Here is a 25,438-nt window from a genome sequence, read left to right as displayed (position 1 = left end):
TTGTGAAAGCTTATATTATTTCTTGATCCAGTGCATCATTTCGCGCAATTGTGCGCCAACGACTTCGATCGGATGCTCGGACTCGTTGCGGCGCGTTGCATTCATGAACGCGTTGTTGGATTGGTTTTCCAGGATGAAATCGCGTGCGAACTTGCCTTGTTGGATGTCGGAAAGAACTTCTTTCATCGCTTTTTTCGTTTCGGCTGTGATCACGCGAGGTCCTGTTACATAGTCACCGTACTCGGCTGTGTTGGAGATGGAGCTGCGCATCGAAGCAAGTCCGCCTTCGTACATCATGTCGACGATCAGCTTCAGTTCGTGCAAGCACTCGAAGTATGCCATTTCAGGAGCGTAGCCTGCTTCAACCAATGTTTCGAAACCGGCTTTAACCAGTGCAGTCGCACCGCCGCAAAGAACGGCTTGCTCACCGAACAGATCCGTTTCGGTTTCTTCGCGGAAAGACGTTTCGATAACGCCGGCGCGTGTACAGCCGATACCTTTTGCATAAGCAAGTCCGATCGCTTTTGCGTTGCCTGTAGCGTCTTTCTCGATTGCGATCAGGCCAGGAACGCCGAAGCCTTCTACATACGTGCGGCGCACCATGTGTCCTGGAGATTTAGGAGCTACGAGGAACACGTCGGTGCCTTCAGGAGCAACGATTTGTCCGAAGTGAATGTTGAAACCGTGGGAGAACATCAATGCTGCGCCTTTTTTCATGTTAGGCTGGATGGACTCGCGGTATACGCGGGCTTGAGTTTCGTCCGGCATCAGGATTTGGATCACGTCAGCGCGTCTTGCCGCCTCGTCAACGGATACGACTTCGAAACCGTCATTTTTTGCCGTATTCCAGGAACGGCCTTCGCGAAGACCGATGATAACGTTCAATCCGCTGTCGCGCAGGTTTTGCGCTTGTGCGTGCCCTTGGGAACCATAACCGATGATTGCGATCGTTTTGCCTTTCAATACCGCCAAGTCTGCATCTTTTTCATAATAAGTAGTAACTGCCATTTGGAATAAATCCTCCTTTGATATGATAAATCCGTATTTTCTACCCCTTGAGTGGGTGTTTCAACAGTTTACCCCCGAATGCGCGGGCGGGTTGACGCTTGCCAACGGCCTGGCCTTTTCAAAAGCGGAAGAGTACACCGCTGAAAGCCCCACTCAAGGAGGCTTTTCCTTTCCGGTTGACCTCCGCTTACCGAACGGAACCGCGAATCATCGCAGTCGCTCCCGTGCGGGAAAGCTCGCGGATGCCATAAGGACGAAGCAATTCGACCATAGCATCTATTTTATCCGAATCTCCCACAACTTGCACGATCAGCGAGCTGGGTCCGATATCGACGACCGCTGCGCGGAACGTCTCGACAATGCCGAGAATTTCCGGACGCATCGCCGGCTCGGCGTTAACCTTGATAAGCGCCAATTCTCTGGCGACCATCGGGTTCGCGCTTAAATCCACGACTTTGATGACGTCGATCAGCTTGTACAACTGTTTGGAAATTTGCTCCAGCGTATTCTCGTCGCCGGTCGTGACGATAACCATTCGGGAAAGTCCGATTTCTTCGGACTCCCCGACAGTGATGCTCTCGATGTTGAAGCCTCTTCTTCCGAACAAGCCGGATACGCGCTGAAGGACTCCAGGCTGATTGTTTACCAGAACGGATATCGTATGTCTCATCATTCCGAATCCCCCATTATCATGTCACTTATCGTATCGCCTGCTTTAACCATCGGGAATACATTCTCGCCCCTCGGCACGACGAAATCAATAACGACCGGTCCCGGCGTATCCAGCGCTTCCTGCCAAACTCTTCTGGCCTCTTCCTTCGTAGTCGCCCGCAATCCTTTGACTCCGTAAGCTTCAGCCAGCTTTACAAAGTCAGGGCTGCCTGCGAGGTCGATGTGGCTGTAGCGGTTCTCGTAGATGATTTCCTGCCACTGGCGAACCATGCCCAGCACCTGGTTGTTGATAATAACAACCTTAACGGGGATGTTATTGATCGCGCAGATCGCCAGCTCTTGCGCACACATTTGCACGCCGCCGTCGCCATTGATCGATACGACGAGCTTATCCGGATTGCCGAGCTGCGCGCCGATGGCGGAAGGGAACCCGAAGCCCATCGTGCCAAGACCGCCGGAAGTTACCAGAGAGCGGGGGTTTTTGAAACGGTAGTACTGAGCCGCCCACATTTGGTGCTGTCCTACGTCCGTAGTTATGATCGCTTCGCCTTTGGTCGTTTCGCTGATCATCTCAATAACAAATTGCGGCTTCAATTCGTTATCGCTGTCGTTGTATTTCAGCGGGAATTCCGCTTTATTCTTCTGGATTTGCGCAATCCACGCTTCGCTCTTGGCAGGCTTCGCCTTCGTATTCGCGTATTCCAGAACCGCTTTTACATCGCCTACGCAAGGGATGTCCGTCTTGACGTTCTTTCCGATTTCCGCCGGATCGACATCGATATGCGCGATCACTTTCACTTTTGGCGCGAAACCGTCGAGTCTCATCGTCACGCGGTCATCGAAACGGGAGCCGATGGAGATCAGCAGGTCGGCATTTTGGATCGCCTCGTTGGCCGTGTACGTGCCGTGCATGCCCGGCATGCCCATCCAGAGCTCGTGGGCGCTCGGGAATCCGCCCAGCCCGAGAAGGGTCGTCGTGATCGGGATGCGCGTCTTGTTGACGAATTCGATCAGTTCCTTGGAAGCGTCCGCGTACACGACGCCGCCTCCGGCGATAATAACCGGACGCTCGGCCGTTTCGATCGCTTTGAGCAGCTTATCTACCTGCAGTTTGTTCGGCTGTACGGTCGGATTGTAGCCGCGAACGCTAACTCCGGTTACAGGCTCGAACACGGTCTTGTTGGCGGAGACATCTTTCGGAATGTCGATCAGCACCGGACCTTTGCGTCCTGTATTGGCAATGTGGAACGCCTCATGAATAATGCGGGGCAGATCATTTACATCGCGAACCAGGTAACTATGCTTCGTAATCGGCATTGTGATTCCCGTAATGTCGGCTTCCTGGAACGCGTCCGTGCCGATAAAGTTCGTTGCGACGTTGCCGGTAATGACAACCAGCGGAACCGAATCCATATATGCGGTGGCGATGCCTGTGACCAGGTTGGTAGCCCCCGGTCCCGAAGTTGCGATGCAGACGCCTACTTTACCCGTGGAACGGGCATAACCGTCGGCAGCGTGAATCGCTCCCTGTTCGTGTCTGGTAAGCAAATGGTTAAAATCGGAGAAGCCGTGCATCGCGTCGTAGATGTACAATACGGCGCCGCCCGGATACCCGAAGACGCACTCCACACCCTCCAGCAGCAGGCTGCGCAGCAAAATTTCCGAACCCGTAATCAAATCCGGCTGCTTCAGTTTTTCCATCAATTCTTCTTTCGATCTTTTCGGTTGTTGTGTCTCGACATTCATTTGTGATCCTCCTCTCAAAAAGTCAGTTCGCTATGCTGGCCATCGTTTCAGGCCATCAAAAAAACCCCATCCATCCCGAACACGCACATGACGTGTAAACGGGACGAAAGGGGTTAGAGCTTCCGTGGTACCACCCAAATTTGCTACGCGCCTCACAACGCATAACCTTAGCAGGTACGGGTCGATGATGACCGATACCCTAGCACGGTAACGTGTGCTACTCCGATTTTCCCTACTACGCTGCGGCGGTCCCGCAAGTTTCAGGAAAACAGCTCCGAGGTGACCTCGTACGTAAGGGATTAAGGCGATGGTTTCAGCATATCCAACGCTCTCTGAGCATAATTGCCCTCACAACTTCTTCCTCTTCATAGCCGATTATCCAATGTCAATTCCTCACATATAGAATATAACTTAAAGTCAATTATATGCGTGTCATCCACTATAGTCAATAGTTTGTCTAATAAAAATTCCGCAGCAAGTGCGACACTCTGTTAGGTTGATCAGAGCAGGACACAGGCATGGGCGGAGCAGACACGTCTCGTTTGGGCGCAACCGTTCATGCAGCGGTTTGGCAAGCTGAAAAGCCTGCAATTGTTGAGAAACTCGCCTACTGGAACTTGCGTTAGCGCTAAGGCATCTCCGGCTAAGGAGAGAAAGCCTGCAAAAGTGCAGGCTTTTTCGATGGAAACGGCTCGTTTGGCTGAAAAGCCTGCGATTGTGCAGGAATTCCCGGGCATGTTGGGCCTGAGTGCGAATTTGAGCGATAAAACCTGCAGATTTGCAGGAATTTTTCGCTGCAGGCGTGTTAACGAGCAAAAAGCTGCACTTTTGCAGGAATTCACCGCTTTGCTAGGCTGAAATGCTGCTCGCTCCAGCACGCGAGTTTTTCAGCAGCGCGCTCTTGGGGCGGGCTGTTCGGGCTGCGAAGCCGCTTCATAGTGCGAGCGATTTTATACGCACAGCCGCCCCAGACAGCGCGACATAAGACAGCGCCGAAAAAAGAGACCTGCCCTCATGGGGCAAGTCTCCTCGAACGCTAGCACGAAGCTTACGCGTTTACTTTTGCTTTGGCTGCAGCCGCCAGGTCGTTGAACGCTTTGGAGTCGTTCACAGCCAGGTCTGCAAGGATTTTGCGGTTGATGTCGATACCGGCCAGTTTCAGGCCATGCATCAATTTGCTGTAGCTCAGGCCGTTTTGGCGAGCTGCCGCGTTAATACGCACGATCCACAGCTTGCGGAAATCACGCTTCCGTTGACGGCGGTCACGGTATGCGTACAGCAAGGATTTCATCACTTGCTCTTTTGCTGTTTTAAATAATCTATGTTTGGAACCGAAGTAACCTTTTGCCAGTTTTAAAATTTTCTTGCGACGATGAGCGCGAATAAAACCGCCCTTGACTCTTGCCATTGTCAACTACCTCCCGGAATGTATATGTGATGTTGCGTTATCGTTACTTGATGTTAGCAAGTTGTTGCTTCAGGCGACGTACGTCTCCCGGAGCCATAACCGGATTTGTGGACAGAACGCGTTTTTGACGCGCCGTTTTACCGGACAGCAAATGGTTTTTGCCGGATTTGTATCTTTTCACTTTACCGGTGCCGGTAATTTTGAAACGATCCTTCAAGCTGCTGTGAGTTTTCATTTTTGGCATGGGGTGTTCCTCCTAATTTAGTAAATCGCCTAAGTTGTAGCTTTTGGCGTTAAAATCATGATCATGCTTCTTCCCTCAAGCTTGGGAGCACGCTCCATCGAAGAGATGTCGGCCGTTTCCGCAGCAAGGCGGTCGAGCACTTTTTTGCCGATCTCGGCATGCGCGATTTCGCGGCCGCGGAAGCGTACGCTCGCCTTCACTTTGTCGCCGTCGCCAAGGAACTTGACTGCGTTGCGAAGCTTGGTCTGAAAGTCGTGCTCATCGATCGTCGCGCTTAAGCGGATTTCCTTGATGTCCACGATTTTCTGATTTTTGCGGGCTTCCTTCTCTTTCTTTTGCAGCTCGTACCGGTATTTCCCGTAATCCATAATGCGGCATACAGGCGGCTTGGCTGTTGGAGCTACGTTCACCAAATCCAGGTTGGCGTCCACTGCAATCTGAAGAGCTTCGCGAATCGGCTTAATGCCGAGCTGTTCTCCGTCCGCCCCGATCAGGCGTACTTCCTTCACGCGAATCTCGTCATTAATCATATGGTCTTTGCTAATAATGTTTCACCTCCACAGGTATGTAACGACAGTATCCTTTTAAGGGCCCGTCATATCTACACAAAAAAAGATGCGGGCGCAAGAAGCCCACATCTTTCATCAATAACAGGTTTCAAAAACCTATTCTACGTGCATGATGATTATCGAGAACCAGCCAACCAAGGTGTCGGTCAGGTGAGAAGCGGGCGCCTCTGCTTTTACTTGAACTACTATATCACTTCAGATCGGTGAAGTCAACACTAACTTGCCTGCTTGCTCTTCATCTCTTCCAAACGAATGACGCGCGTATGTTCCGTATGGCTCCATTGCTTGTTGTTTTGCGTGAAGAAGGCGTAGAACGTAATCGGCCACCAGGAAATCATGAAAATCGGATACAGGATCAGGTACTTGTATGTTTTCCAAGGCGCTCTCTCGATGTACATGGAAATCGGGAGAAGCACGTAGATCGCAACGCTGATCGAGTTGAAGAACACCGGATTGACATCAACAAGCATCGGCGTGTCGGACCAGCCGGGAGTAATCTGTTTGATCCACAGCAGTACGCTGATAATAGCGCCGAAAAAGAAGTTGTACACATTTGCGGAATAAATCGCCGCATCGATTTTGGTCCAGCTGCCCTCTTTGATTCCCTGCCACAGCAGCGGGAAGAAGTAGCGCTTCGCTACGTCGAAATGCCCCTGCATCCAGCGCAAACGCTGTTTGGCCGACGCTTTAAAGGTAAGCGGCTTCTCGTCATATACTTTGGTTTCGTAATTGAACGTGGGTCGAATACCCAGCTTGATGCAGCGCATCGAGAATTCCAAATCCTCTACAAGGCTCGTAGCTCCCCAGCCGATCTGCTTTAAAAGGCTGGATTCAAAGCACATGCCGGTACCGCCGAGATAATTGGCAAGTCCCAGGTTCGTTCTCGGCATTTGCCAGAAACGGTTGGCGAAATAATACGAAATCGCATAGGAACCCGTGACCCAGGAGTCATTGGGGTTTTTAGTATCCAGGTACGCTTGAATGACCCTTGAGCCCGAACACAGATCGTTGTTCATATGCGTCAAATAATCCGGGCTGGACAGATTGTCGGCATCGAACATCACGACTGCATCGTACTGGCGCTCGCGTTTCCAAAGCTCCTTGAGCATCCATTCGATCGCATAGCCTTTGCCTCTCAAATTCGGATTGTTCCGCTCCATCGCATATACGCCGTAGCTGCGGGCAATGTCAGCTGTACTGTCCGTACAGTTATCGCAGATGACGAAAATATCGTAGAGCTCTTTTGGGTAATCCAGGCCCTTCAGGTTTTCGATCAAAGCGCCGACCACCTGCTCTTCGTTATGAGCGGCGACGAGAACGGCGAAAGATTTTTGCGGTGCAAACTGCTTTTTGTTGCGCGGTCTGTACCATCCAAAGAAAGTTAAAAACAACTGGTATGCTCCTACACAAGCCAATCCGATTTGAAAGAAAAGCATGATTTTGTCCAGCATGAAGCAAAAGTCCCCCTTTTTGTGTATGCACCGCAGCTTTTCTCTATGTATATTCTGTGTGCACGTATGTACAGGTGAATAACGTTCTTGATTTTCCTCTCTTTCCCGCGATTTGTCAAAGTCTGCGAAAACCGAAATTGCGCCAGTTCTTCAACGTTTATGGGGAAAGTCAAATTTTAGGCCGCCGTCACTTGCAATCAGTTCGTTACAGTCTCGTTTTCATCGTTTTTCATTTTATTGTGCACCAAAAGTTCACCGTTTAGACGAACCCCGCGAGGTGTACGGGGATTATTATAATGCACCTCGCCCGCCAAATACAACTTTTGCCGTAAAAACAGGATCAGCGGATCATCCGCACGGAATCGATTTGTAGGTTGCTGGCGATTCTTGCATCGGCAACTTCTTCGTAGCTCGCATACAGCCGGTGAAAAATACGGTCCCAGGACTGCTGTCCGGCATATTCGATCCCCGCGATCGAAAGCGAACGGCGGGTTTCCGCCGAAACGTACAGCCGCTTCATCGCCTCGACAAACGAGGGCACATCCCCCGGCCGGCACAGCAAGCCCGTAACTCCGTGCTCGATGTTGTCCTGCACGCCGCCTGCGGCCGCACCGATTACCGGCGTCCCGGAGGCCATCGATTCAAGCACCACATTGCCGAAAGTTTCGGTCGCCGACGGAAAAAGGAAAACGTCCGCCGCCGCGTACAGCTCAGCAAGCCGTTTTCCTTGAATGAATCCGGTGAACGTAATACCGTCCGCCTTTCCATAAAGTTCGTTAAGCGAAGCCGCCGAAGGTCCGTCACCGGCGATAATGAGGCTGCAGCGGCTGCGGATTTGCTCCGGAAGTCCCATAAAAGCTTCAATCGCGACATCGACACTTTTTTCCGGGGCAAGCCTTCCTACGTACAAAAACACAAATTTGGCGCCGCTAACCTGATAGGAAGACAGCACCTCGCTGCGGTTCACGACAGGCCGGTAAGTATCGGTATCTACCCCGCGGCCCCATATTTCCAAATGCTTCAATCCCTTTTGCTGCAAATGCTCCAAAGTGGACCGGGAAGGCACGTAGATTTTGCGGCAGCTTTGATGAAACCACTGCATATACCGCCACAGCGCCGGCTCGACCCAAGGAATTTTATAATATTTGACATATTGATCGAAATGAGTATGGTAAGAAGCGACAAACGGGATCCGCCGCTTGCGGGCGTAATGCATGCCGAACAAGCCCAGATTAAACGGCGTTGCCGCGTGAATGATGTCAGGCTGAAAATCGTGAAGGGATTTGCGTATATGGAGGGGATTCGGGATCGCCAGCCGGCATTCCGGATACAGCACAAAGGGGATGCTCAGAAATCTTTCCACCCGATAAGGATCGGGATCTCCTTCCGTAAAACTGGCAGGCGCAAAAACTTTGCACTCCGCTCCTTTGGATTCCAGGAACTGAGTCCATCGCCCCAATGTCCTGGCCACTCCGTTTACATCAGGCAAATAGGTATCCGTGAACAAGGCAACTTTCATCGCATATCAGCCCCTTCTGCTTTCGATGCCATACATCCGTCATGCTAACACGCGACTGTTAACGCCAGATCAGAACAAAGTAAAATTGGAAACCGAACATATTTATTGCAGAGTTAATAATGTATTAATACTTCCCTGCTACAATATATATTAAGTTCCGAAGTTTTTGCGAAAAGATCAGCCTATGCTTAAAGCTCCCAAGGAGGTCATGCGCTCATGAGCAGGGTCGTTCATTGGCTTCAGCATCATGAAACTCGAGTTTTTCGTTTTGTCAATCAAAAAATACAGCACTCATTCCTGGACCGTTTCTCGGCGACAATCACTCACCTGGGGGGAGCAACAGCGACGATTTTCATTTCCCTTTGCTTTGCGCTTTTCGGTCATGAAGCCCTTCGTACTGCGGGAATTCAAGCCTTGGTGGCACTAGCGGCAAGCCATATTCCTGTTGCGGTTTTTAAAAAGAAATATCCGCGGCTGCGTCCTTATCTGGTACTGCCCGAAACGAATATCGGAAAAAATCCGCTGCAGGATCATTCTTTCCCGTCCGGCCATACGACTGCGATTTTTTCTATTATCGTGCCGTTCGTAGCTTTATTGCCCGTACTCGGCTTCGTTTTGATTCCACTGGCTCTTCTGGTCGGGCTTTCCCGCATTTATTTAGGCCTGCATTATCCAACCGATTGCCTGGCAGGGTGTCTGATTGGCACGCTCGCATCTCTGGCCGCGGTAGGCCTGTGGGGGTAAAAACGCGATGAATATCTCTTCCGGCGGTAAGAGAGTTCTTATTTTGTCCGAAGGCTTCGGGGCCGGCCACACGCAAGCTGCCCATGCGCTTTCGTTTACGCTCAGCCAGCGCTGTCCGGACATCCGGACACGCGTGCTGGAGCTTGGCCCCAGCCTGCATCCGACCATTGCCCCGCTCATTTTCCACGCTTACAAAAAAACGATCGTCGCGCAGCCCAAGCTGTATGGCAGGCTGTACCGGTCGCAGTACAAAAAATCGCTGAATCCGCTCGCCCAACTGGCGCTGCACCGGATTTTCTACGCGCAGACCGCGGCGCTCATCAAGCAGTGCGAGCCGCACGCGATCGTGTGCACGCATCCTTTTCCCAGTGTTGTCATATCCAGATTAAAAAGAAACGGCCTGCGAACCCCGCTGTGCACCGTAATTACCGATTACGACGCCCACGGCACTTGGGTCAGCAAGCAGGTCAACAAATACTTGGTATCGACGGTTGAAGTAAAAAACAAGCTGCTATATCGGGGCGTCGATCCCGGACAGATCGAGATTACGGGAATTCCAGTGCATCCGAGCTTTCGCGAAACGCACGACAAGGAGCAGATCCGCGAACAATTCGGTTTGCTGAATATGCCTACGGTTCTTGTGATGGGCGGAGGCTGGGGATTGGTCGGCGGGGGCCAACTGGGCAGCTATCTGGAAGCCTGGAGAGACCGGATTCAGTTCATATTTTGCCTGGGAAATAACGAGAAGGCGCTGAACAAGCTTGCGCGAGACGCCCGGTACCGGCATCCAAACGTCCGGCTGCTCGGTTTTACCAACGAAATCGGCAAGCTGATGGAAGTCTCCGATCTGCTCGTCACGAAGCCCGGAGGCATGACGTGCGCCGAAGGTTTGGCCAAATCGATTCCGATGCTGTTCTACGATCCGATTCCAGGCCAGGAGGAGGAAAATTTGCAATATTTTACGGTGCACGGTTTCGGCGAGCCGATCCGGTCGTCCGATACGATTGAGAGCTGGATGCGCATGCTGGCGGAAAGCTATGACGAAGTAAAAGCGAGGCGGGCGCTGATCAGCCGGAAAAAGCTGCAGCATACCGCGTCCGACTGCGCCAACGTTATTTTGCAGCTGCTGGATTCAGGCGACGCTAGTGCCGGCGCAGCCGGGAAATACGAAAAAGAGCCGTCCTATTTGGACCGCTCCTTGTTTAATTGATCGATATGCGCCTGAAGCGCCCGCTCTCCGACTACGACTTCGCAGCGGTGAATATTCATGCCCTGTCCGGCAAATTTGGTCTCGTACTCGGTCATGACATGATCCGGATGAAATCCGTCCGCATGAAGATTTAACGAGATGTTGCGCATTCTGAGCCCCATATCGGCAAAAGAGTTCAAAGAAAACTCGAATAGCAGTTGAGAATCTGTTTTTAAATGAATTTCGCCGTTATCGTTGAGAATGCGGATATACTTTTCCACGAAACCGGGATGGGTCAGCCTTCTGCGCACATGCTTCTTTTTCGGCCACGGATCGCTGAAATTCAAAAAAATCCGCTCAAGCTCGCCGTCGCCAAAAGCTTCTTCAATTTGCTCGATATTAAAAAGCACAAGCCTCAGGTTCGGAATGCTCCGCTTTTCTTCCTCCGGGCTTATTTCATGTGCGGCTCTGGCTTTCTCGCCGGCTTTGCGGATCAGCTCGTCGTACATGTCGATGCCGAGAAAATTAACGTCCGGATATTTCCGGCTCATCTCGCTGATGAAGCGGCCTTTGCCCATCCCCAATTCGGCATAAATGGGCTTGTCATTGCCGAACAGCTCCGACCATTTCCCCTTGTGATCCCTGGCGTTCAACACGACCAGTTCCGTTTGGCGTTCAATATCTTCGCGAATTCCTTTTCTTCCCCGTAAACGCATCTTATGTTTGCCTCCTGACCGTATTCCGGACAAAACCGATATCGAATACAAATCATAGACGATTCACGGGAAAAAATCAAAGGAAATTACGCTTCCAGCATATGATACTCGATCGTTTTGGCCGAATGGGGCAGCAGCTTGCGTTCCAGGGACCGCAAAACTTTGCGTTTTGCTGAAGCTGAAAGCCCCGGATTATCGGCAAATTTGACGCCGCTTCCGAGCGCTAACGCCTCCTGGACAGTAAGCTCGACGGACACCGTTTCTCCGCCCCCGGCTGATGGGATGTGCATATCGGATCACCTCACTCCGTTCTTATGTTTCCGGCTTTATTGTGGCTCCCAATCCCAAACTTTATAAATGGCAGTTGATAGGCGAAAAAAACGCCCTTCCTTTTAACCGAGGAAAGGCGCTTGAAGCTGTTAAGAGTGGGTTTTATCGCGGTTGCCGCCGCGAAGTCCGGCCAGGCCGATCAGACCGACAAGTCCGAGCCAGCCCCAATCCATGCGGTTGGTCGTCGCCGTGCCGTAAGCCCGGTAGGATGTGTTGTCGTAATAGCCGGTTCCGGCGTTTTTGATGCCCGTACCCGTTGTGCTCATACGGTCCATCATGTTGTTGCCGTAGCCTTTGACCCCTGTAGTCGAATAATTATAATAATTTCCTGTGCCGGTAGGAGCGCTGTAACCCGTTCCCGTCGTTGCGTCATAATTGCTGCCCGTGTAGTAAGCCGACGGAGTCGTAGTTCCAGTGCCGGTAACGGCGCTCGTTCCATACTTACCGTCTGTGCCCAGGTAAGGCGCAGGCGACGTTGTGGCAGTGCCCGTGTAGCCGCTGGTCATGGTGCCGGTAGTTCCGGGAGTCGTGCTTGTCGTAGCTGCGTGGACACTTCCTGCGCCAAAACCAATAGCTGCGGTAAACATTACCGCCAGAGATACGGTACGGAGCTTTTTCATGTACAAACCCCTCTCAACAAGTGATGTGGTGTTGCATGATTATGTTGCTCCTTGGCGCATCTTTTTATCGGGGGACTTGCTGGAAAGCCTGGGGGTCGCTTTCGGCAGCCGTTTTCGCTACAATAAGTGAAGGAAAGGAGCACGATTTTGCGATGCATACAACCACTCAGGATACTCCTCTACTGTGGGGAGATAAACGTTTCCATACATGGAATTACGAAATGCGGGAAACTTTCGGCGAGAAAGTTTTCAAAGTCATGCTGGATGCCGGCTTTACCTGCCCGAACCGGGACGGCAAAATTGCCACGGGAGGCTGCACCTTTTGCAGCGCGCGCGGGTCGGGAGATTTTGCCGGCAGCCGCCGCGACGATCTCGTTACGCAATTCGCCAAAATTCGCGATTTGCAGCATCAAAAATGGCCTAACGCCAAATATATCGGCTATTTTCAGGCTTATACGAACACTTACGCGCCTGTGGAGGAGCTTCGGGAATATTATGAAGTGATTTTGCAGCAGCCGGGCGTCGTCGGCCTTTCCATCGCCACCAGACCGGACTGCCTGCCTGACGACGTGATCGAGTATTTGGCCGAACTCAACCAGCGCACCTATTTGTGGGTCGAAATGGGGCTGCAAACCGTTCACGAATCAACGTCAACGCTGATCAACCGCGCCCATGACACCCAGTGTTACCTGGATGCGGTCGCCAAGCTGAGAAAGCACAATATCCGCACTTGTGCGCACATCATATACGGACTGCCGGGAGAAACGCACGAGATGATGCTGGAAACCGGCCGCGCCGTATCCCGGATGGATGTCCAGGGGATCAAAATTCACCTGCTCCACCTGATGCGCAAAACGCCGATGGTCAAGCAGTACGAAGCAGGACTTCTTCGCTTCCTGGAAAAAGACGAGTATGTGAAGCTCGTTGTCGACACGCTGGAAATACTGCCGCCCGAAATGATCGTGCACCGGCTGACGGGAGACGCGCCGCGCGATCTGCTGATCGGACCGATGTGGAGCCTCAAAAAATGGGAAGTGCTCAACGCCTTTGACGCCGAGCTGAAAACAAGAAACACCTGGCAGGGTAAACATTGGGACCCTTCGCGGAGGTGAGTGCCGGGACTGGGACAGGGGCGGTGGTCGACGGACCGCCGTCATGCAGCGCAACATCGCGCACTGGGAGCTGCGAGCGGTGCGACTCCGCCTGATGAAGATCCGGCTGTGGAAACGGGAGCCGGATGCAGTACAACACCGCACGATGAGAGCTGCGCTCGGTACGACCCCGCCTGATGAAGATCCGCCTGCGGGGACGGGAGCCGGACCCGGTAAGTTTTGCTGTGCGGGAGCCTAACCCGCCAAGTTTTTTTATCGAGGAGCCAACGTATGGGATTTGTTTCGGTTTTAAGTTTTGCGCACCAATTGATCGCCCAGCGGGTTCAGCCGGGTGAGACGGTCATCGACGCCACGCTTGGCAACGGGGTCGATACTTTGTATTTGGCCAAGCTGGTCGGCCCCCGCGGCAGCGTGTACGGCTTCGATGTCCAGCAGCAGGCCATCGATAATACCTCAACGCGTCTGCAAGGTGAATTGCCGGACGCTAGTTCTTTTGTCCATTTGCACTTGTGCAGCCATGAGCAGATGGAAAGTATCGTGCCGCCCGCCAAACATGGCAAAGTCGCTGCGGTCACGTTCAACCTCGGCTACTTGCCGGGCGCCGATCCTGAAACTATAACAAAGCAGGAATCTACGATTCCTGCTTTGGAGGCTGCCCTGCGCCTTTTGCGGAAAGGCGGGATCGCCACGATCGTGCTCTACAGCGGACATGCCGGAGGCCAACAGGAAGCCAATGCAGTCGAAAGCTGGGTCAGCCGGCTTCCCCTTGCGGACGCCCAGGCGCTGCGGTACCAGATGGCGAATGTAAGCCTTCAGGCCCCCTATCTCTTGGCCGTAGAAAAAAGATAGCCTAATGCTTATAATCTAGTAGAAAGTATAAATTATAGTAAATAATAGCAGGGAGAGAGTGTAGTGAAACCATATCCGCTTCAGTTTCAACCCGAAATGAAAGAACGCGTTTGGGGCGGCAGAGCGCTTGAGAAATTCGGCTTCCGGCTTCCTGAAGGAGCGATCGGCGAAGGCTGGATGATCGGCGACCATCCCAACGGCACTACGGAAGTCATTAACGGCGAATGGGCCGGACTCGGTTTGGACGAAATCCGCGAGCAGTATGGCAGCATCCTGTTCGGCACCAAAGGATTTTTGGAAAAGAACGGGCGCTTTCCACTGCTGATCAAGCTGCTCGATTGCGAAGACGACCTGTCGGTTCAAGTGCATCCGAACGATCATTACTCGAACCTGTCTCCCGGCGAACTCGGCAAAACGGAAATGTGGTACATACTGGACGCCAAACCCGGCGCCAAAATTATTTACGGCATGAAAGACGGCGTCACCCGCGAAAGCCTGGCACAGGCTATTGAAGAAAACCGGATCCTGGACTGTCTGCAGGAAGTGCCGGTTGAGGCGGGAGATTCCTTTTATATCCCGGCCGGCACCGTTCACGCTCTGGGCGCCGGCGTGCTGGTCGCAGAGATTCAGCAGAACTCCGATACGACTTACCGGCTGTACGATTACAACCGCCCGGGACTTGACGGCAAGCCGCGGGAGCTGCACATCGAAGACTCGCTCAACGTCATTGCCTACGAGGGCTCTGGCTCGACCCGGATGAAGACGGATCTGCACGAGACCGGCGTCTGGCTGACCCTCGCCCGATCCCCGTTCTTCATCGTGGAAAAAGGGCTCGTCGGTCCCCGTTGGGAGCTGCAAACCACCGCAGAAAGCTTCGTCATCCTTGTCATCGCGGAAGGTGACGGCTCTCTGGAGTGGGCCGACGGCCGTATCATCACGAAACCCGGTGACTGCTTCCTCCTGCCGGCAAACCTCGGCAGCTATGCGCTGGAAGGCAGCATGACCGTGATCCGCAGCTACTTGCCGTAAAAAGCAATGAAACCCGCAGGCTCAGAGCCTCGGGTTTCATTTTTTTGGGGCGATGGGTGTCGCGCGTCGAAGCACTCGCTGACATGAACCGTCGCTGACGTAAAAGCACAAGTAACGATTGGCGGAAAACCTGCAAAAGTGCAGTTTTTTGCCACTCGATGCTCTAGCTGCGGGTAATTCCTGCAAATCTGCAGTTTTTTCCGCTAAAATTGGGGGCTCCGGCCATTCTGCCCGGGAATTCCTGCACAATTGCAGGTTTTTCCTCAAAATGAGGTGATAACTGAGAAAAAGCCTGCACTTTCGCAGGCTTTTCGTTCTGGAAGGACCTGCTTTGCATGACGGGGCCCTTGTTTGTGTGCTGGAAGCCTCCCTTTTACATGCCGGAGGCCTTGTTTTGCCTGCTATCCAGTCACTTCACCGACAGCTGCGCTATTTTTAAGCCTCATCCTGCTGTGCGGCAAACTAGCCAAGCCCTTTCGGCATCCATTAAGCATGGCTTGGAGAGATAAATCGTACTTAGCGGAACCGCAGGAAGGAGGGAGGTTTTCGGCTGCCTCCGCCGACGCCTCACCGGGACGCTGCCCGCCCTCTAACGATGTTCCACATCGTACGGGCGAGCCGTCGCAGGCCCGGATGCGGGCTCTCCCGCCCGCTCCCACCGGCCTTTGCCACCCTCTCATCGCTCGGGTGAGCTCAAAGGCCTACCCGGGACGCAGCGCAGCGTTAGAGGAATCTAGGATTCCTCGGACAAGCTGCTTTCTTTCAAAATCACATCGTGCGCGCCGCCTTCTACGAGGCTTGTGGATGACACGAGCGTTATTCTCGCTACGCGCTGCAGTTCTTCAATGCTGGTGGCGCCGCAGTTGCACATCGTCGATTTGATTTTGCCGATCGTCTTGTCCAGATTTTCCTGCAGGCTGCCTGCATAAGGCACGTACGAGTCGACGCCTTCCTCGAACAAAAGATTGTTCTTGCCGCCCGTGTCATACCGCTGCCAGTTGCGCGCCCGGTTGGAGCCTTCGCCCCAGAACTCTTTCACGAAGTTGTTGCCGACTCTCAACTTGCGGGTCGGGCTCTCATCGAATCGGGCGAAGTAGCGGCCCATCATGACAAAATCCGCGCCCATCGCCAAAGCGAGCGTAATATGGTAGTCGTGAACAATACCACCATCCGAACAGATCGGCACGTAAACGCCGGTATCTTTGAAGTATTGATCCCTCGCCTCGACCACTTCCATCAGCGCCGAAGCTTGGCCGCGCCCGATGCCTTTTTGCTCCCGGGTAATGCAGATGGAGCCGCCGCCGATCCCCACTTTCACGAAGTCCGCCCCGGACTCGACCAGATACAGGAAGCCTTCCCGGTCAACTACGTTGCCGGCCCCGATTTTCACGTCGAAGTTCGCTTTCACATACTGAACCGTCTCGCGCTGCCATTCGCTGTAACCGTCCGAGGAGTCGATGACGAGAATGTCCACTCCCGCTTCGACGAGCGCCGGAACACGTTCCATATAGTCTTTTGTATTGATGCCGGCGCCGACAATATAGCTTTTGTTATCGTCCAGCAGCTCCAGCGGATTTTCTTTATGAGCGTCGTAATCTTTGCGGAAAACGAGATAGTCCAGATTCTGGCGCTCGTCCACGATCGGCAAGCAGTTCAGCTTGTGCTCCCAGATCAGATCGTTCGCTTCCGGCAGCGTGATCCCGGATTTGCCGTAGATCAAAGACGAAAATGGCGTCATAAATTCACTGATCGGCTTCGCCAGCGAATCGCGGCTAATCCGGTAATCGCGGCTTGTAACGATGCCGAGCAGCTTGCCTCTGGCCGTTCCGTCTTCCGTAATCGCAACCGTCGAATGTCCCGTCTTCTCTTTCAAATCCAGCACGTCTTTGAGCGTATGTGCGGGGGTCAGGTTGGAGCGGCTGATGACGAAGCCCGCCTTGTACCCTTTCACTTTCCGGATCATTTCCGCCTCTTCCTCAATCGACTGCGAGCCGAAAACAAAAGAGATGCCTCCGCACCGCGCCAAAGCAATCGCCATGCCATGGTCCGACACGGCCTGCATGACGGCGGACGAGAACGGAATGTTCAGCGAAATCGCCGGTTCCTCGCCTTTGTTGAATTTCACGAGCGGTGTTTTCAAACGAACATTTGCCGGTGTACATTCTTTTGTCGTCAGATTGGGAATCAGCAAAAACTCGCTGAACGTGCGGGACGGTTCCAGGTAATACGTGGCCACTTCACTCATTCCTCCTTCAATTTTCACGTTTTTTCGCGGGTAAATTTTTTCAATCTTATCACTGAACCTCTACCGAGGTCAATGACTAATTTTGCACAAAAAATGAAAGCGCATTTTCCCGCCGGCGGGCCTGCCGAAAATGCCGCTTCGCCCCGCTGCTGCGCGCTTTCGCAGCAGCAAAAAAAGCTTCGCTCCCCCAAAGGGATAGCAAAGCTTTCGCACTACACCGCCGCCGCCCTGTCGAGCGGCAGCGTGTAAAAGCTGACCGGCTGCTGAGCATCCGGCGGAAAATGCACGATGAGCAGCTGCTTGCTGCTCCTGTCCATCGTCCCGTTTTGCAGGTACAGCTGCAAATCGAACGGCAGCACCTCCAGCATGACATGCTTGTGGAGGTCTTTTTCACTGATGTTCAGGCTGCGGAAGCCGCCTGCCACAAGTTCCGGCTGCTCGGCGAGCAGCTTCAGGTACGCCGACTGCTCCTGCTTGTCGAGCGTAAAATCCCACCAAATTTTGCGCGGCCTATATTTATGTCCCAGGAAATAATCGAGCTTCATGAATCCCTCGATGATCTCCATCTGCCCCGTGCCCCGGAACAGCAAAAAATCTCTCAAGCGGGTAAACAAATCTTCCAGCTGATGCCCGATCTTTTGCCAGCCGCGCCCTTCCCAATAATCGCCGAACTCCTGAAAAAAGTCGAACGCCGATGTGAATTCATTCGCAATTAAATAGTTGACAGTATGATCCATCCGGTGTGCGTTCCAGTATTTTTCCAGCACATCCTCCACCCGTTTGATGCGAATCAAATCGGTGAACGGCAAAATGTCGTTGCCCAGAATCTCATAAGGGGAGTGATCCATGTATACGTATCCGTACTTGTCCGCGTCGGCCCGCATGCCGGTGCCGCGCAGCATTTTCAAAAATCCGAGCTGCAGCTCTTCCGGCCCCAGAGCGAACACGTCATTGAACGTTTTGCGGAACGAATGGTAGTCCTCCTCGGGAAGCCCGGCGATCAAGTCGAGATGCTGGTCGATTTTGCCGCTTTCCTTGATTTTCGTTACGGTGCGCGTCAGTTTGGAAAAGTTTTGCCTGCGCTGCACAAGCTCGTTGGTCGCATCATTCGTCGACTGGACGCCGATCTCAAAGCGGAATGTGCCCGGCGGCGCATGCTCCGCCAAATAATCGAGCACTTCGGGACGCATAATGTCCGCCGTGATCTCGAACTGGAACACCGTGCCGTGGTGGTTGGCGATCAGAAACTCGAAAATTTCCATCGCGTAATCGCGCTTGATGTTAAAGGTGCGGTCGACGAACTTGATCAGCTTCGCGCCGGAGTCGATCAAGTACAAAATGTCCCTTTTCGTCCGCTCAATATCGAAATAACGCACGCCTACCTCAATGCTGGAGAGGCAAAATTGGCACGAAAACGGGCAGCCCCGGCTCGTCTCAAAATAAACGACCCGATTCGGCAAATTCGGGATATCCTCGGCAAAACGGTGCGGCGACGGAATATCGTCCAGCTTCAGCTTCGGTCTGCCGGGCATCAGGACGATTTCTTCCCCTTTGCGGTAGGCGAGCCCGTATACAAAGTGGTATTTGCGCGTTGTCGATATTTCCTGGAGCAACTGGTGCAGCGTCTCTTCCCCTTCTCCCATCACAATAAAATCGACTTCAGGGATGCGCTTCATCCAATACTCCGTGTCGTAAGAAACTTCGGGTCCGCCGAGCACGATGATCAGATCGGGTCTGATTTTTTTGATCATGCCGATGACCTGAATCGTCTCTTCGATATTCCAGATATAACAGGAAAAGCCCAGCACATCCGGGGCCTTTTGGTACAGGTCGGAGACGATGTTCATCGCTGGGTCTTTAATCGTATATTCGACTATGTCCACATCAAAATCTTTCTCGCAAAACGCTTTCAGGTAGCGCAGCGCCAGAGAGGTGTGGATGAACTTCGCATTCAGCGTGGAAACAATGACTTTCATCTTGGGAAACCTCGTTCTTTATTCGTTAGTAGTCCTACTTATTTTACACGAAAAACGAGGAAATACAAAGGCTACAGCACCATGTCATCGTCCAGGTGAGGCGCTTCATAAGGGATGTACAGCGGCGACGCCGCTTGGATCTCTTGTTTCCAGCGTTCCGCCTGCGAATAAAGCTGTTCCTCCACTTCCCTGATTTTCATCTGCAGCATGCCGGCATCCTGGGGCTCGCCCAGCAGCGCTTTTTGCAGCGAGAGCCGTTCTTCAATCCATTGAGTCAACTGATACAGCAGCATAAGTTCCACCTTTTCACAAATAGACTGTTAGCCGCTAGTATGCCCCAAGACCGGGGGATGACATACGAAAAGGGGAAGAACAAACTGCTTTTTTTGGATAAACTTGTAGTTTTATAGATGAATATGGTATGAATTAGAAGACCGATCGTCGTTTCGGTATTACGAAATGGGAGGCTTTGAATGAAAGGTATCGTTTTCAGAGAGTATTGGGCACTTGTAAAAGGTTTTAAATCCATCATTATTGTCTTGTTTATTTTGGGCGTTTCCCTGTGGTCGGCGCGTTTTATCGCCAGCAGTCCGATCCCTTTAAGCGAAGACGCGAACCCGGACAAAGCCGCATTAGCCGGGCTTACGCTTGTTTTGCTGCTGCTCGGGGCCATATTCGTTTATACCTTGTCACATGACATCGTAAACCGGGATATCGAGCTTCAGCGAATGAGATTGCTTATTACCAAAACGTCGCGGCGAAACGTGATCATCGGCAAATTCGCCGCGGTCTGGCTGTTCTGGGCAACCGTCACGCTCGTCGCTTTTATCGGCATTTCATTGATTACAAAAACGTTCGTTATCGCCGATCTGCTCAAATTATGGGTATTTCTTGCTTATCATGCCAGCGCTGCCGTTATGATTTCAACATGTCTGCGCAACCATACCTACACGGTCATTCTAGGCGTCCTGCTGGGAATCGCCATGCCGATTCTGGGCGTCTGGAGCGCGTTCGCGGCATCCGCTTCCGCACAAGTCGTCCGCTACATTCTGCCCTATTATCCCATGACGAGCAAACCCGAGCTTCTGATCGTGAGCGGCATTGAAATCGGGGTCATGCTGGCCGTTTCTATTCTTCTTTTTAACCGAAAGGAACTGTAAAATGGATGTTTTGAAAGTAACCGATTTGTCGAAAGCGTATAGAAGCAAAAAAGTTGTCGATAACGTCACCTTTGAATTGAAGGCCGGCGAAATATTCGGATTTCTGGGAAGAAACGGCGCAGGCAAAAGCACGACCATCAACATGCTGACAGGCATTCTGCCTCCGACTTCCGGCACTATCGAAATTCTTGGTACGCCTTACAGCAGCCTGAACCGGATCAAATCGCGCATCGGCGTTCTTCCGGACAACAGCAATTACTATAACGATATGACCGCCTTGCAGCACATGGTGTTTTTTTCCAGAGTGAAGAAGACTTCGCCCGACAAAAAAGAACTGGTTCAGTTGCTGGAAAACGTCGGCTTGGGAGCGGACATCGGCAAAAAAGCAAGCCAATTCTCATTGGGCATGAAAAAGAAGCTCGGCATCGCCCAGGCTTTGATCGGCTCCCCCGAACTGGTGTTTTTGGATGAGCCGACCTCGACGCTCGACATCGAATCGTCGCTGCTCATACGGGATTTGATTGTCAAGCTGGCTGCAGGCGGAGTTACCATATTTATGACCTCGCACAACCTGGATGAAGTCGAGAAAATATGTGACCGCATCGCCATTTTGCACCAAGGGACAATTGAAAAATTGGGAACGATGAGCGAACTGCGCGAAGCGCATTCGGACGAGATCAAGCTGAAGGTAAGCTGCGGAAGCGGCAGGCCGGATTCGGTGCGGCAGTGGTTGGAAAGCCTGGGGCCAAGAGTGCAAGTGACGCAAGCCGACGAGTCGTTCGTACACCTGGTAGCCGGAGATCAAGAAGATATTCCGTATGTGGTGGAGACAGCTGTACATCACGGCGTAAAAATTTACGGCCTCGAAGTAGAACAAACTTCCCTCGAAAAAATATTCATGGACCATCATTAAGGAGCTCGCATTGCCGCCGGGGCAGACGCTCATAGGAGGGACGGGGCTGGGCTGGCTGGGCAGCCGCACGTGATGCGGATGGGGGCCGGGCAACCGTTCGTGGTGCGCATCGGACCAATCAGCCGCTCGTGGTATGGATGGGGGCCGGGCAACCGTTAGTGATGCGGATCGGGCCGGATAGCCCGTAAAACTGCAGCTTCCAGCACAAAAGCCTGCAAAAGTGCAGGCTTTTTCTCTGATAAAGGTTCGTTTGGAGGAAAAGCCTACGATTGTGCAGGAATTATTGATTAAAGTGGGTCTGAGCTTAAATTTAAGTCAAAAAAACTGCAGATTTGCAGGAATTCTCCAGGGCAAGCGTTTTACAGGGCAAAAAGATGCACTTTTGCAGGCTTTTGAGCGTTGTCAGCACTTACTGCCTTGTCAGCGTTGCCAGAATTGCCAGTTGCATTTCTAGCATTTTCAGCATTGCCTGCATTGCCAACACCTTGCATTGATTGCCAGCGTCCCCAACCTTACCAGAGTTACCAGTCTTGCCAGCATTACTTGCATTGCCAGCATTACTTTCATTACTTTCATTACTTTCATTACTTGCATTACCAGCATTACCAGCATTACCAGCATTACCAGCATTACCAGCATTACCAGCATTACCAGCATTACCAGTATTACCAACCTTACTAGCATTACCCACATTACCAGCCCTGTCAGCGCACCGTTGCCAACCTTGCCATGGTGCACTGACAGGGCTGGCGAGTTTTTCGGCAGTCTCAAATCCCGCAAAAACTTCTACGTCCCCAGGATCGGTCGACCTGCTGCAGCGATGATTTTGAGACCGTCGAATAAACGATTCCGGCTTCGCGTTTTTATTCCCAGAAAATGTGCTTCGCGCCCTTCAACCTCGCCAGGCCTTCCACGAAATAGTAGTCGCCGTAAATCAGGGGCACATCGATGTTCTTCCCTTCCGGATAATGGCTCGTACCGTGCAGGATCAAGCCCTCTTCATTCGGGTCGTTCCAAGCCCCGTAATTTTTATACAGCGATTCGAGGATGCGCGTCCCCGCTTCCCGGTACGTCTGCGATTCCGCAGCCGTCACCTTATCCGCGAGCAGCAGCAAACCGCTTGCCGCGCACGCGCCTGCGGAGGAATCGCGGTACTTCGTGATCTCCGGCGGCAGCCTGAAATCCCAGTATGGCACGCGGTCTTCGGGCAGCTGGGCGATGAAGAAGTGGGCCACCCGTTTGGCGGCCGCGAGAAAAGCTTCCTTGCCGGTATGGTGATAGCACAGCGTCAAGCCGTAAATCGCCCATGCCGTACCGCGCGACCACGCCGATTCCGGCGCAAAGCCCTGGCCGCCCAGCCCCTCGATGCGCTCTCCCGTCGCAGGATCGAACCGCACGATGTGATAGACCGAGCCGTCAGGCCGGATAAAATGCTCCAGCACCGTCTCCATGTGCACCTCGGCAATATGGCGGTAGCGGGGATCGCCGCTTTCGCGCGAAGCCCAAAACAGCAGCGGCATGTTCATGCAGCAGTCGATAATGGCCAGTCCCGCATTGTCCTCGCCTTCGCTCCACGGATTCCACGCCCGGATATAGCGGCCCCGGATATTGAAGCGCGCAGCCAAAAAATTGGCCGCGATAAACGCTCTGCGCCTGGACTCCGCGGACTGCGTCAGCTTGCAGCTCGCTACGCTCGTCAACGTCCACATGAAGCCGAGATCGTGGTCAAGCCGGTAAAAGTCGTGGAACACCTGATCCAGGCTTGCTTCGCACTGCTCCGCCAAAGCGCGCAGCGATTCGTCGCCGCCATTATCGTAAAGCAGCCACAGCATCCCCGGCCAAAATCCGGCCGTCCACCAATGCGCAGGCTCCAGCGTGTAGCTTCCGCCGTTGCTGGCATGCGGGAACCCGGCGCCGATCCGCCGGCTCGTGCGCAGCGTTTTTGCCATCGTCTGCTCCCATGCTTCATCCAACCAATTTACCATACTTCATCACCTGCTCCTTTTTCCGAAAAAATTCCGGCAGAGGCAAGCGCCCCTAAAGCGCCCTCCGCCCCGGTTGAAACGCTTAAATAAATTCGAAATGCAAAACAACTTTATTGATAAGCCCCGGGTCCTTGACGGCAAAATCCACCGTATACCAAGGGGTCTCAACTCCAAAATGATTGCTGTACACATGGCTCTCAATGTTCGGCGTAACCGCTGCGCGATCATAGCGGATCAAAAGCTTGCGGCGGCTCTCCCCGCCGCCCGCTATGACGATGCCGCCGTCGTCCGACGGCTGAGGCCGCGTCCGCGTCACGACGCGCTCTACGATGCTCTCCGGCGCTTCGGTAAACACGTAGGCGTCCTCGACAACGAGGCGCGGAAGCCGCCCGTTTTTGTGCCAGGCGAAGCGTCTCTTGAGCTCCTGCAGCTGCGGAACAGGGTACGCATGCGCGATGTCGAGCTCCAGCTCGTAGACGTGCTCCCCAGCGGATACGCGAACGACCTGCGCGGCGAACTGTTTCCCCGCCGCCTGAAAGCGGCCGTTTATAATCGGAACGGAATGCCCCTGCGACCCGTTGCATGCATAGCTGTACCGCTCCGCCCCGAAATAGTCCGCCGTATATTCGCCGCTTCCCAAGTCGGAAACGAACGACTCGCCGTCGCAGGCCACGATGAACTGCCCGATATCGTTATGATTATGAGGCTCGTCGTTATGCCCGCCCTTGGCGGCAAATCCGTAGCGGCCGTCTGCGGCAACGTGCCTGGATACGAGCCACTGCGCGTTGTCCAAATAATAATCGGCGGCTTCCCACATAGCGGCGTCAGTGTTCGGGTCTGCCCACAGAAGATTGCGCAGCGCCGGCGCAAAACGGGCGCAATGATCCTCGGTATATGAGGCCCGAAGCGCTGCGGGAGCCGCAGCCATATCGGGATATGTGTGCGCCAAATAATGCGTAAGCCCGATATGTACCCGGGCATGCTCAAAGGAATCCGAGAAATTCGCGGTCAAATCGTCCGTGAGATAACATTTTTGCTGAAAAAGCGCGATCCGATGCACCTTTTCGTGCTCGAACAAGTCCAGCTTGCCCTGCGTCCGCTTCTTCAGGAGATCCGCAAAATAAACGAAATAACCGAACCCATAATTCCAATAACCCAGACCTTCCTGACAAGCCCCGTCTTCCCCGAAGCCACGCAGATAGCACTCCATGCTGCCTATCGCTTTGGTCACAATATCGCTCACGTCGCCTGATCGTTCCAGCAAAAGCAGCGCCGCAGCGCCGATCGAGCCTGCACAGACAGCCGCCCAGTTGTGCTCCGCCGTTTCCCAATGGTATGGCCCGTGCGCCAAATAAGGCTTGAACAGGCGATGCACGATTTCCTCCCGCATGCGGCTGCGCAGCAGCGCCGGCAGCGTCTCGCCCGCCATGCTCAAAATCTCGCTCAAAGCGAAGCCCGTCTCGGCGGCAAACAAATCGATCTGCGTGTGCGTCTGCTTGCGCCCCCACGCCTCCGCATCCAGCGAAAAGGCAAGCTCGCCGTCCGTCTCCAGCGTCCCCTTCAGGTGGGCCGGCAGGCACCACGTATACTCGCCACAGACCGACCAGATCACGTCGTGCAGCGCCTCGCGGTACGTCTCATTCCCGGGCTCCAAAAGCGAGAGCAGGGCGAATGTGGTCAACCTTCTTCTTTTCTCAAAATAAACCTGCTCGAACTCCAGCCGCTTTCCGCTGCGCGCAAACTGCGCGAATACGGCGTAGGACGGCTCGCGGAGCGGCTCCCGGAGCAGCCTTGCCCCTTCGGCCCTGATCTCCGCCACCTGGGCTTCATAGTAAGGCGAAGCGTTAGCCTTACGCCAAAACTCCGCGCCCTCCGGGTACAAAATCCGGGAATCTGCGGGAGCCAGATCCCGCAAACCGTCCTGAATATGCTGCGATTGCAAAAGCATCGTTT

The 25,438-nt window shown here is 53.3% G+C and carries 24 protein-coding genes; 7 read left to right on the top strand and 17 right to left on the bottom strand.

The window, feature by feature from the left end:
* Positions 1 to 15: 15 nt before the first annotated feature.
* From ilvC to AC6RNO_RS16465, 8 genes are all read right to left on the bottom strand, one after another.
* Complete coding sequence (gene ilvC / locus AC6RNO_RS16500; RefSeq protein ID WP_474685956.1) at positions 16 to 1,008, bottom strand: ketol-acid reductoisomerase; 993 nt, start codon at positions 1,006 to 1,008, stop codon at positions 16 to 18.
* Positions 1,009 to 1,195: 187 nt separating this feature from the next.
* On the bottom strand, positions 1,196 to 1,681 hold the full coding sequence (ilvN, locus tag AC6RNO_RS16495) for an acetolactate synthase small subunit (protein ID WP_474685958.1): 486 nt from the start codon (positions 1,679 to 1,681) through the stop codon (positions 1,196 to 1,198).
* On the bottom strand, positions 1,678 to 3,426 hold the full coding sequence (ilvB, locus tag AC6RNO_RS16490) for a biosynthetic-type acetolactate synthase large subunit (protein WP_497106079.1): 1,749 nt from the start codon (positions 3,424 to 3,426) through the stop codon (positions 1,678 to 1,680). Before ilvB ends, ilvN begins: the two co-directional genes overlap by 4 nt.
* A gap of 1,048 nt (positions 3,427 to 4,474) precedes the next feature.
* Complete coding sequence (gene rplT / locus AC6RNO_RS16485) at positions 4,475 to 4,834, bottom strand: 50S ribosomal protein L20 (protein WP_474685962.1); 360 nt, start codon at positions 4,832 to 4,834, stop codon at positions 4,475 to 4,477.
* A 43-nt stretch (positions 4,835 to 4,877) separates the two neighbouring features.
* Positions 4,878 to 5,078 carry a 50S ribosomal protein L35 gene (gene rpmI, locus AC6RNO_RS16480; RefSeq protein WP_474685964.1) on the bottom strand — a complete coding sequence of 67 codons (201 nt, stop codon included), beginning with the start codon at positions 5,076 to 5,078 and terminating at the stop codon, positions 4,878 to 4,880.
* A 29-nt stretch (positions 5,079 to 5,107) separates the two neighbouring features.
* Positions 5,108 to 5,608, bottom strand: a complete 501-nt coding sequence (gene infC, locus AC6RNO_RS16475) for a translation initiation factor IF-3 (RefSeq protein WP_474685966.1) — start codon at positions 5,606 to 5,608, stop codon at positions 5,108 to 5,110.
* A gap of 254 nt (positions 5,609 to 5,862) precedes the next feature.
* Positions 5,863 to 7,098 carry a glycosyltransferase family 2 protein gene (locus AC6RNO_RS16470; RefSeq protein ID WP_474685968.1) on the bottom strand — a complete coding sequence of 412 codons (1,236 nt, stop codon included), beginning with the start codon at positions 7,096 to 7,098 and terminating at the stop codon, positions 5,863 to 5,865.
* A gap of 340 nt (positions 7,099 to 7,438) precedes the next feature.
* Positions 7,439 to 8,617 (bottom strand): glycosyltransferase family 4 protein, encoded by a 1,179-nt coding sequence (locus tag AC6RNO_RS16465; RefSeq protein WP_474685970.1) that lies wholly within the window; start codon positions 8,615 to 8,617, stop codon positions 7,439 to 7,441.
* A gap of 216 nt (positions 8,618 to 8,833) precedes the next feature.
* On the opposite strand from AC6RNO_RS16465, the gene AC6RNO_RS16460 reads away from it, so the two are divergent.
* The gene (locus AC6RNO_RS16460) at positions 8,834 to 9,361 is read left to right on the top strand and encodes a phosphatase PAP2 family protein (RefSeq protein ID WP_474685972.1); all 528 of its coding nucleotides are present in this window, start codon (positions 8,834 to 8,836) and stop codon (positions 9,359 to 9,361) included.
* Positions 9,362 to 9,368: 7 nt separating this feature from the next.
* Complete coding sequence (locus tag AC6RNO_RS16455) at positions 9,369 to 10,571, top strand: MGDG synthase family glycosyltransferase (protein WP_474685973.1); 1,203 nt, start codon at positions 9,369 to 9,371, stop codon at positions 10,569 to 10,571.
* Here AC6RNO_RS16455 and trmB read toward each other — a convergent pair.
* The 3 genes from trmB to AC6RNO_RS16440 all read right to left on the bottom strand — a co-directional run bounded on the left by trmB (position 10,544) and on the right by AC6RNO_RS16440 (position 12,216).
* Positions 10,544 to 11,266, bottom strand: coding sequence for a tRNA (guanosine(46)-N7)-methyltransferase TrmB (trmB, locus tag AC6RNO_RS16450; protein WP_497106078.1), 723 nt, complete (start codon positions 11,264 to 11,266; stop codon positions 10,544 to 10,546). The two genes, AC6RNO_RS16455 and trmB, sit on opposite strands and share 28 nt — an antisense overlap.
* A gap of 86 nt (positions 11,267 to 11,352) precedes the next feature.
* On the bottom strand, positions 11,353 to 11,556 hold the full coding sequence (locus AC6RNO_RS16445; RefSeq protein WP_497106077.1) for a hypothetical protein: 204 nt from the start codon (positions 11,554 to 11,556) through the stop codon (positions 11,353 to 11,355).
* 129 nt (positions 11,557 to 11,685) lie between these two features.
* Positions 11,686 to 12,216 (bottom strand): WGxxGxxG-CTERM domain-containing protein, encoded by a 531-nt coding sequence (locus AC6RNO_RS16440; protein ID WP_474685977.1) that lies wholly within the window; start codon positions 12,214 to 12,216, stop codon positions 11,686 to 11,688.
* Positions 12,217 to 12,368: 152 nt separating this feature from the next.
* Here AC6RNO_RS16440 and mnmL point away from each other — a divergent pair, with 152 nt between their 5' ends.
* The 3 genes from mnmL to AC6RNO_RS16425 all read left to right on the top strand — a co-directional run bounded on the left by mnmL (position 12,369) and on the right by AC6RNO_RS16425 (position 15,206).
* The gene (gene mnmL, locus AC6RNO_RS16435) at positions 12,369 to 13,328 is read left to right on the top strand and encodes a tRNA modification radical SAM protein MnmL/YtqA (RefSeq protein WP_497106076.1); all 960 of its coding nucleotides are present in this window, start codon (positions 12,369 to 12,371) and stop codon (positions 13,326 to 13,328) included.
* Between the two features lie 270 nt (positions 13,329 to 13,598).
* Positions 13,599 to 14,177: a tRNA 5-(aminomethyl)-2-thiouridylate-methyltransferase MnmM gene (mnmM, locus tag AC6RNO_RS16430; RefSeq protein WP_497106075.1), complete on the top strand. Its 579-nt coding sequence runs from the start codon at positions 13,599 to 13,601 to the stop codon at positions 14,175 to 14,177.
* Positions 14,178 to 14,240: 63 nt separating this feature from the next.
* On the top strand, positions 14,241 to 15,206 hold the full coding sequence (locus AC6RNO_RS16425) for a type I phosphomannose isomerase catalytic subunit (RefSeq protein ID WP_497106074.1): 966 nt from the start codon (positions 14,241 to 14,243) through the stop codon (positions 15,204 to 15,206).
* A gap of 733 nt (positions 15,207 to 15,939) precedes the next feature.
* Here AC6RNO_RS16425 and AC6RNO_RS16420 read toward each other — a convergent pair.
* The 3 genes from AC6RNO_RS16420 to AC6RNO_RS16410 form a co-directional block, all read right to left on the bottom strand.
* The gene (locus AC6RNO_RS16420; protein WP_474685987.1) at positions 15,940 to 17,442 is read right to left on the bottom strand and encodes an IMP dehydrogenase; all 1,503 of its coding nucleotides are present in this window, start codon (positions 17,440 to 17,442) and stop codon (positions 15,940 to 15,942) included.
* A gap of 221 nt (positions 17,443 to 17,663) precedes the next feature.
* Positions 17,664 to 19,427, bottom strand: a complete 1,764-nt coding sequence (locus tag AC6RNO_RS16415) for a DUF4080 domain-containing protein (protein ID WP_497106073.1) — start codon at positions 19,425 to 19,427, stop codon at positions 17,664 to 17,666.
* 71 nt (positions 19,428 to 19,498) lie between these two features.
* Entirely contained in the window at positions 19,499 to 19,720 is a 222-nt protein-coding gene (locus AC6RNO_RS16410) for a hypothetical protein (RefSeq protein ID WP_497106072.1), read from the bottom strand.
* Between the two features lie 180 nt (positions 19,721 to 19,900).
* Between AC6RNO_RS16410 and AC6RNO_RS16405 the strand changes: the two genes are divergently transcribed.
* Positions 19,901 to 20,587 carry an ABC transporter permease gene (locus AC6RNO_RS16405; protein ID WP_488438399.1) on the top strand — a complete coding sequence of 229 codons (687 nt, stop codon included), beginning with the start codon at positions 19,901 to 19,903 and terminating at the stop codon, positions 20,585 to 20,587.
* A 1-nt stretch (position 20,588) separates the two neighbouring features.
* Positions 20,589 to 21,500 carry an ATP-binding cassette domain-containing protein gene (locus tag AC6RNO_RS16400; protein WP_497106071.1) on the top strand — a complete coding sequence of 304 codons (912 nt, stop codon included), beginning with the start codon at positions 20,589 to 20,591 and terminating at the stop codon, positions 21,498 to 21,500.
* 409 nt (positions 21,501 to 21,909) lie between these two features.
* Here AC6RNO_RS16400 and AC6RNO_RS16395 read toward each other — a convergent pair whose 3' ends face one another.
* The 3 genes from AC6RNO_RS16395 to AC6RNO_RS16385 all read right to left on the bottom strand — a co-directional run bounded on the left by AC6RNO_RS16395 (position 21,910) and on the right by AC6RNO_RS16385 (position 25,433).
* Positions 21,910 to 22,191 (bottom strand): hypothetical protein, encoded by a 282-nt coding sequence (locus AC6RNO_RS16395; RefSeq protein ID WP_497106070.1) that lies wholly within the window; start codon positions 22,189 to 22,191, stop codon positions 21,910 to 21,912.
* A gap of 172 nt (positions 22,192 to 22,363) precedes the next feature.
* Entirely contained in the window at positions 22,364 to 23,485 is a 1,122-nt protein-coding gene (locus AC6RNO_RS16390) for a glycoside hydrolase family 88 protein (RefSeq protein ID WP_497106069.1), read from the bottom strand.
* Positions 23,486 to 23,567: 82 nt separating this feature from the next.
* Positions 23,568 to 25,433 carry a hypothetical protein gene (locus tag AC6RNO_RS16385; RefSeq protein ID WP_497106068.1) on the bottom strand — a complete coding sequence of 622 codons (1,866 nt, stop codon included), beginning with the start codon at positions 25,431 to 25,433 and terminating at the stop codon, positions 23,568 to 23,570.
* Positions 25,434 to 25,438 lie beyond the last annotated feature (5 nt).

The organism is Paenibacillus sp. sgz302190, assembly GCF_059820445.1.
Note: the sequence above shows the minus strand (reverse complement) of the source record. Positions and strands in the feature narration are given on the sequence as shown.

Coding starts and splice junctions, on each gene's coding strand:
- ilvC (WP_474685956.1), bottom strand. CDS start 1,008: ATGGCAGTTACTACTTATTATGAAAAAGATGCAGACTTGGCGGTATTG.
- ilvN (WP_474685958.1), bottom strand. CDS start 1,681: ATGATGAGACATACGATATCCGTTCTGGTAAACAATCAGCCTGGAGTC.
- ilvB (WP_497106079.1), bottom strand. CDS start 3,426: ATGAATGTCGAGACACAACAACCGAAAAGATCGAAAGAAGAATTGATG.
- rplT (WP_474685962.1), bottom strand. CDS start 4,834: ATGGCAAGAGTCAAGGGCGGTTTTATTCGCGCTCATCGTCGCAAGAAA.
- rpmI (WP_474685964.1), bottom strand. CDS start 5,078: ATGCCAAAAATGAAAACTCACAGCAGCTTGAAGGATCGTTTCAAAATT.
- infC (WP_474685966.1), bottom strand. CDS start 5,608: ATGATTAATGACGAGATTCGCGTGAAGGAAGTACGCCTGATCGGGGCG.
- AC6RNO_RS16470 (WP_474685968.1), bottom strand. CDS start 7,098: ATGCTGGACAAAATCATGCTTTTCTTTCAAATCGGATTGGCTTGTGTA.
- AC6RNO_RS16465 (WP_474685970.1), bottom strand. CDS start 8,617: ATGAAAGTTGCCTTGTTCACGGATACCTATTTGCCTGATGTAAACGGA.
- AC6RNO_RS16460 (WP_474685972.1), top strand. CDS start 8,834: ATGAGCAGGGTCGTTCATTGGCTTCAGCATCATGAAACTCGAGTTTTT.
- AC6RNO_RS16455 (WP_474685973.1), top strand. CDS start 9,369: ATGAATATCTCTTCCGGCGGTAAGAGAGTTCTTATTTTGTCCGAAGGC.
- trmB (WP_497106078.1), bottom strand. CDS start 11,266: ATGCGTTTACGGGGAAGAAAAGGAATTCGCGAAGATATTGAACGCCAA.
- AC6RNO_RS16445 (WP_497106077.1), bottom strand. CDS start 11,556: ATGCACATCCCATCAGCCGGGGGCGGAGAAACGGTGTCCGTCGAGCTT.
- AC6RNO_RS16440 (WP_474685977.1), bottom strand. CDS start 12,216: ATGAAAAAGCTCCGTACCGTATCTCTGGCGGTAATGTTTACCGCAGCT.
- mnmL (WP_497106076.1), top strand. CDS start 12,369: ATGCATACAACCACTCAGGATACTCCTCTACTGTGGGGAGATAAACGT.
- mnmM (WP_497106075.1), top strand. CDS start 13,599: ATGGGATTTGTTTCGGTTTTAAGTTTTGCGCACCAATTGATCGCCCAG.
- AC6RNO_RS16415 (WP_497106073.1), bottom strand. CDS start 19,427: ATGAAAGTCATTGTTTCCACGCTGAATGCGAAGTTCATCCACACCTCT.
- AC6RNO_RS16410 (WP_497106072.1), bottom strand. CDS start 19,720: ATGCTGCTGTATCAGTTGACTCAATGGATTGAAGAACGGCTCTCGCTG.
- AC6RNO_RS16405 (WP_488438399.1), top strand. CDS start 19,901: ATGAAAGGTATCGTTTTCAGAGAGTATTGGGCACTTGTAAAAGGTTTT.
- AC6RNO_RS16400 (WP_497106071.1), top strand. CDS start 20,589: ATGGATGTTTTGAAAGTAACCGATTTGTCGAAAGCGTATAGAAGCAAA.
- AC6RNO_RS16390 (WP_497106069.1), bottom strand. CDS start 23,485: ATGGTAAATTGGTTGGATGAAGCATGGGAGCAGACGATGGCAAAAACG.
- AC6RNO_RS16385 (WP_497106068.1), bottom strand. CDS start 25,433: ATGCTTTTGCAATCGCAGCATATTCAGGACGGTTTGCGGGATCTGGCT.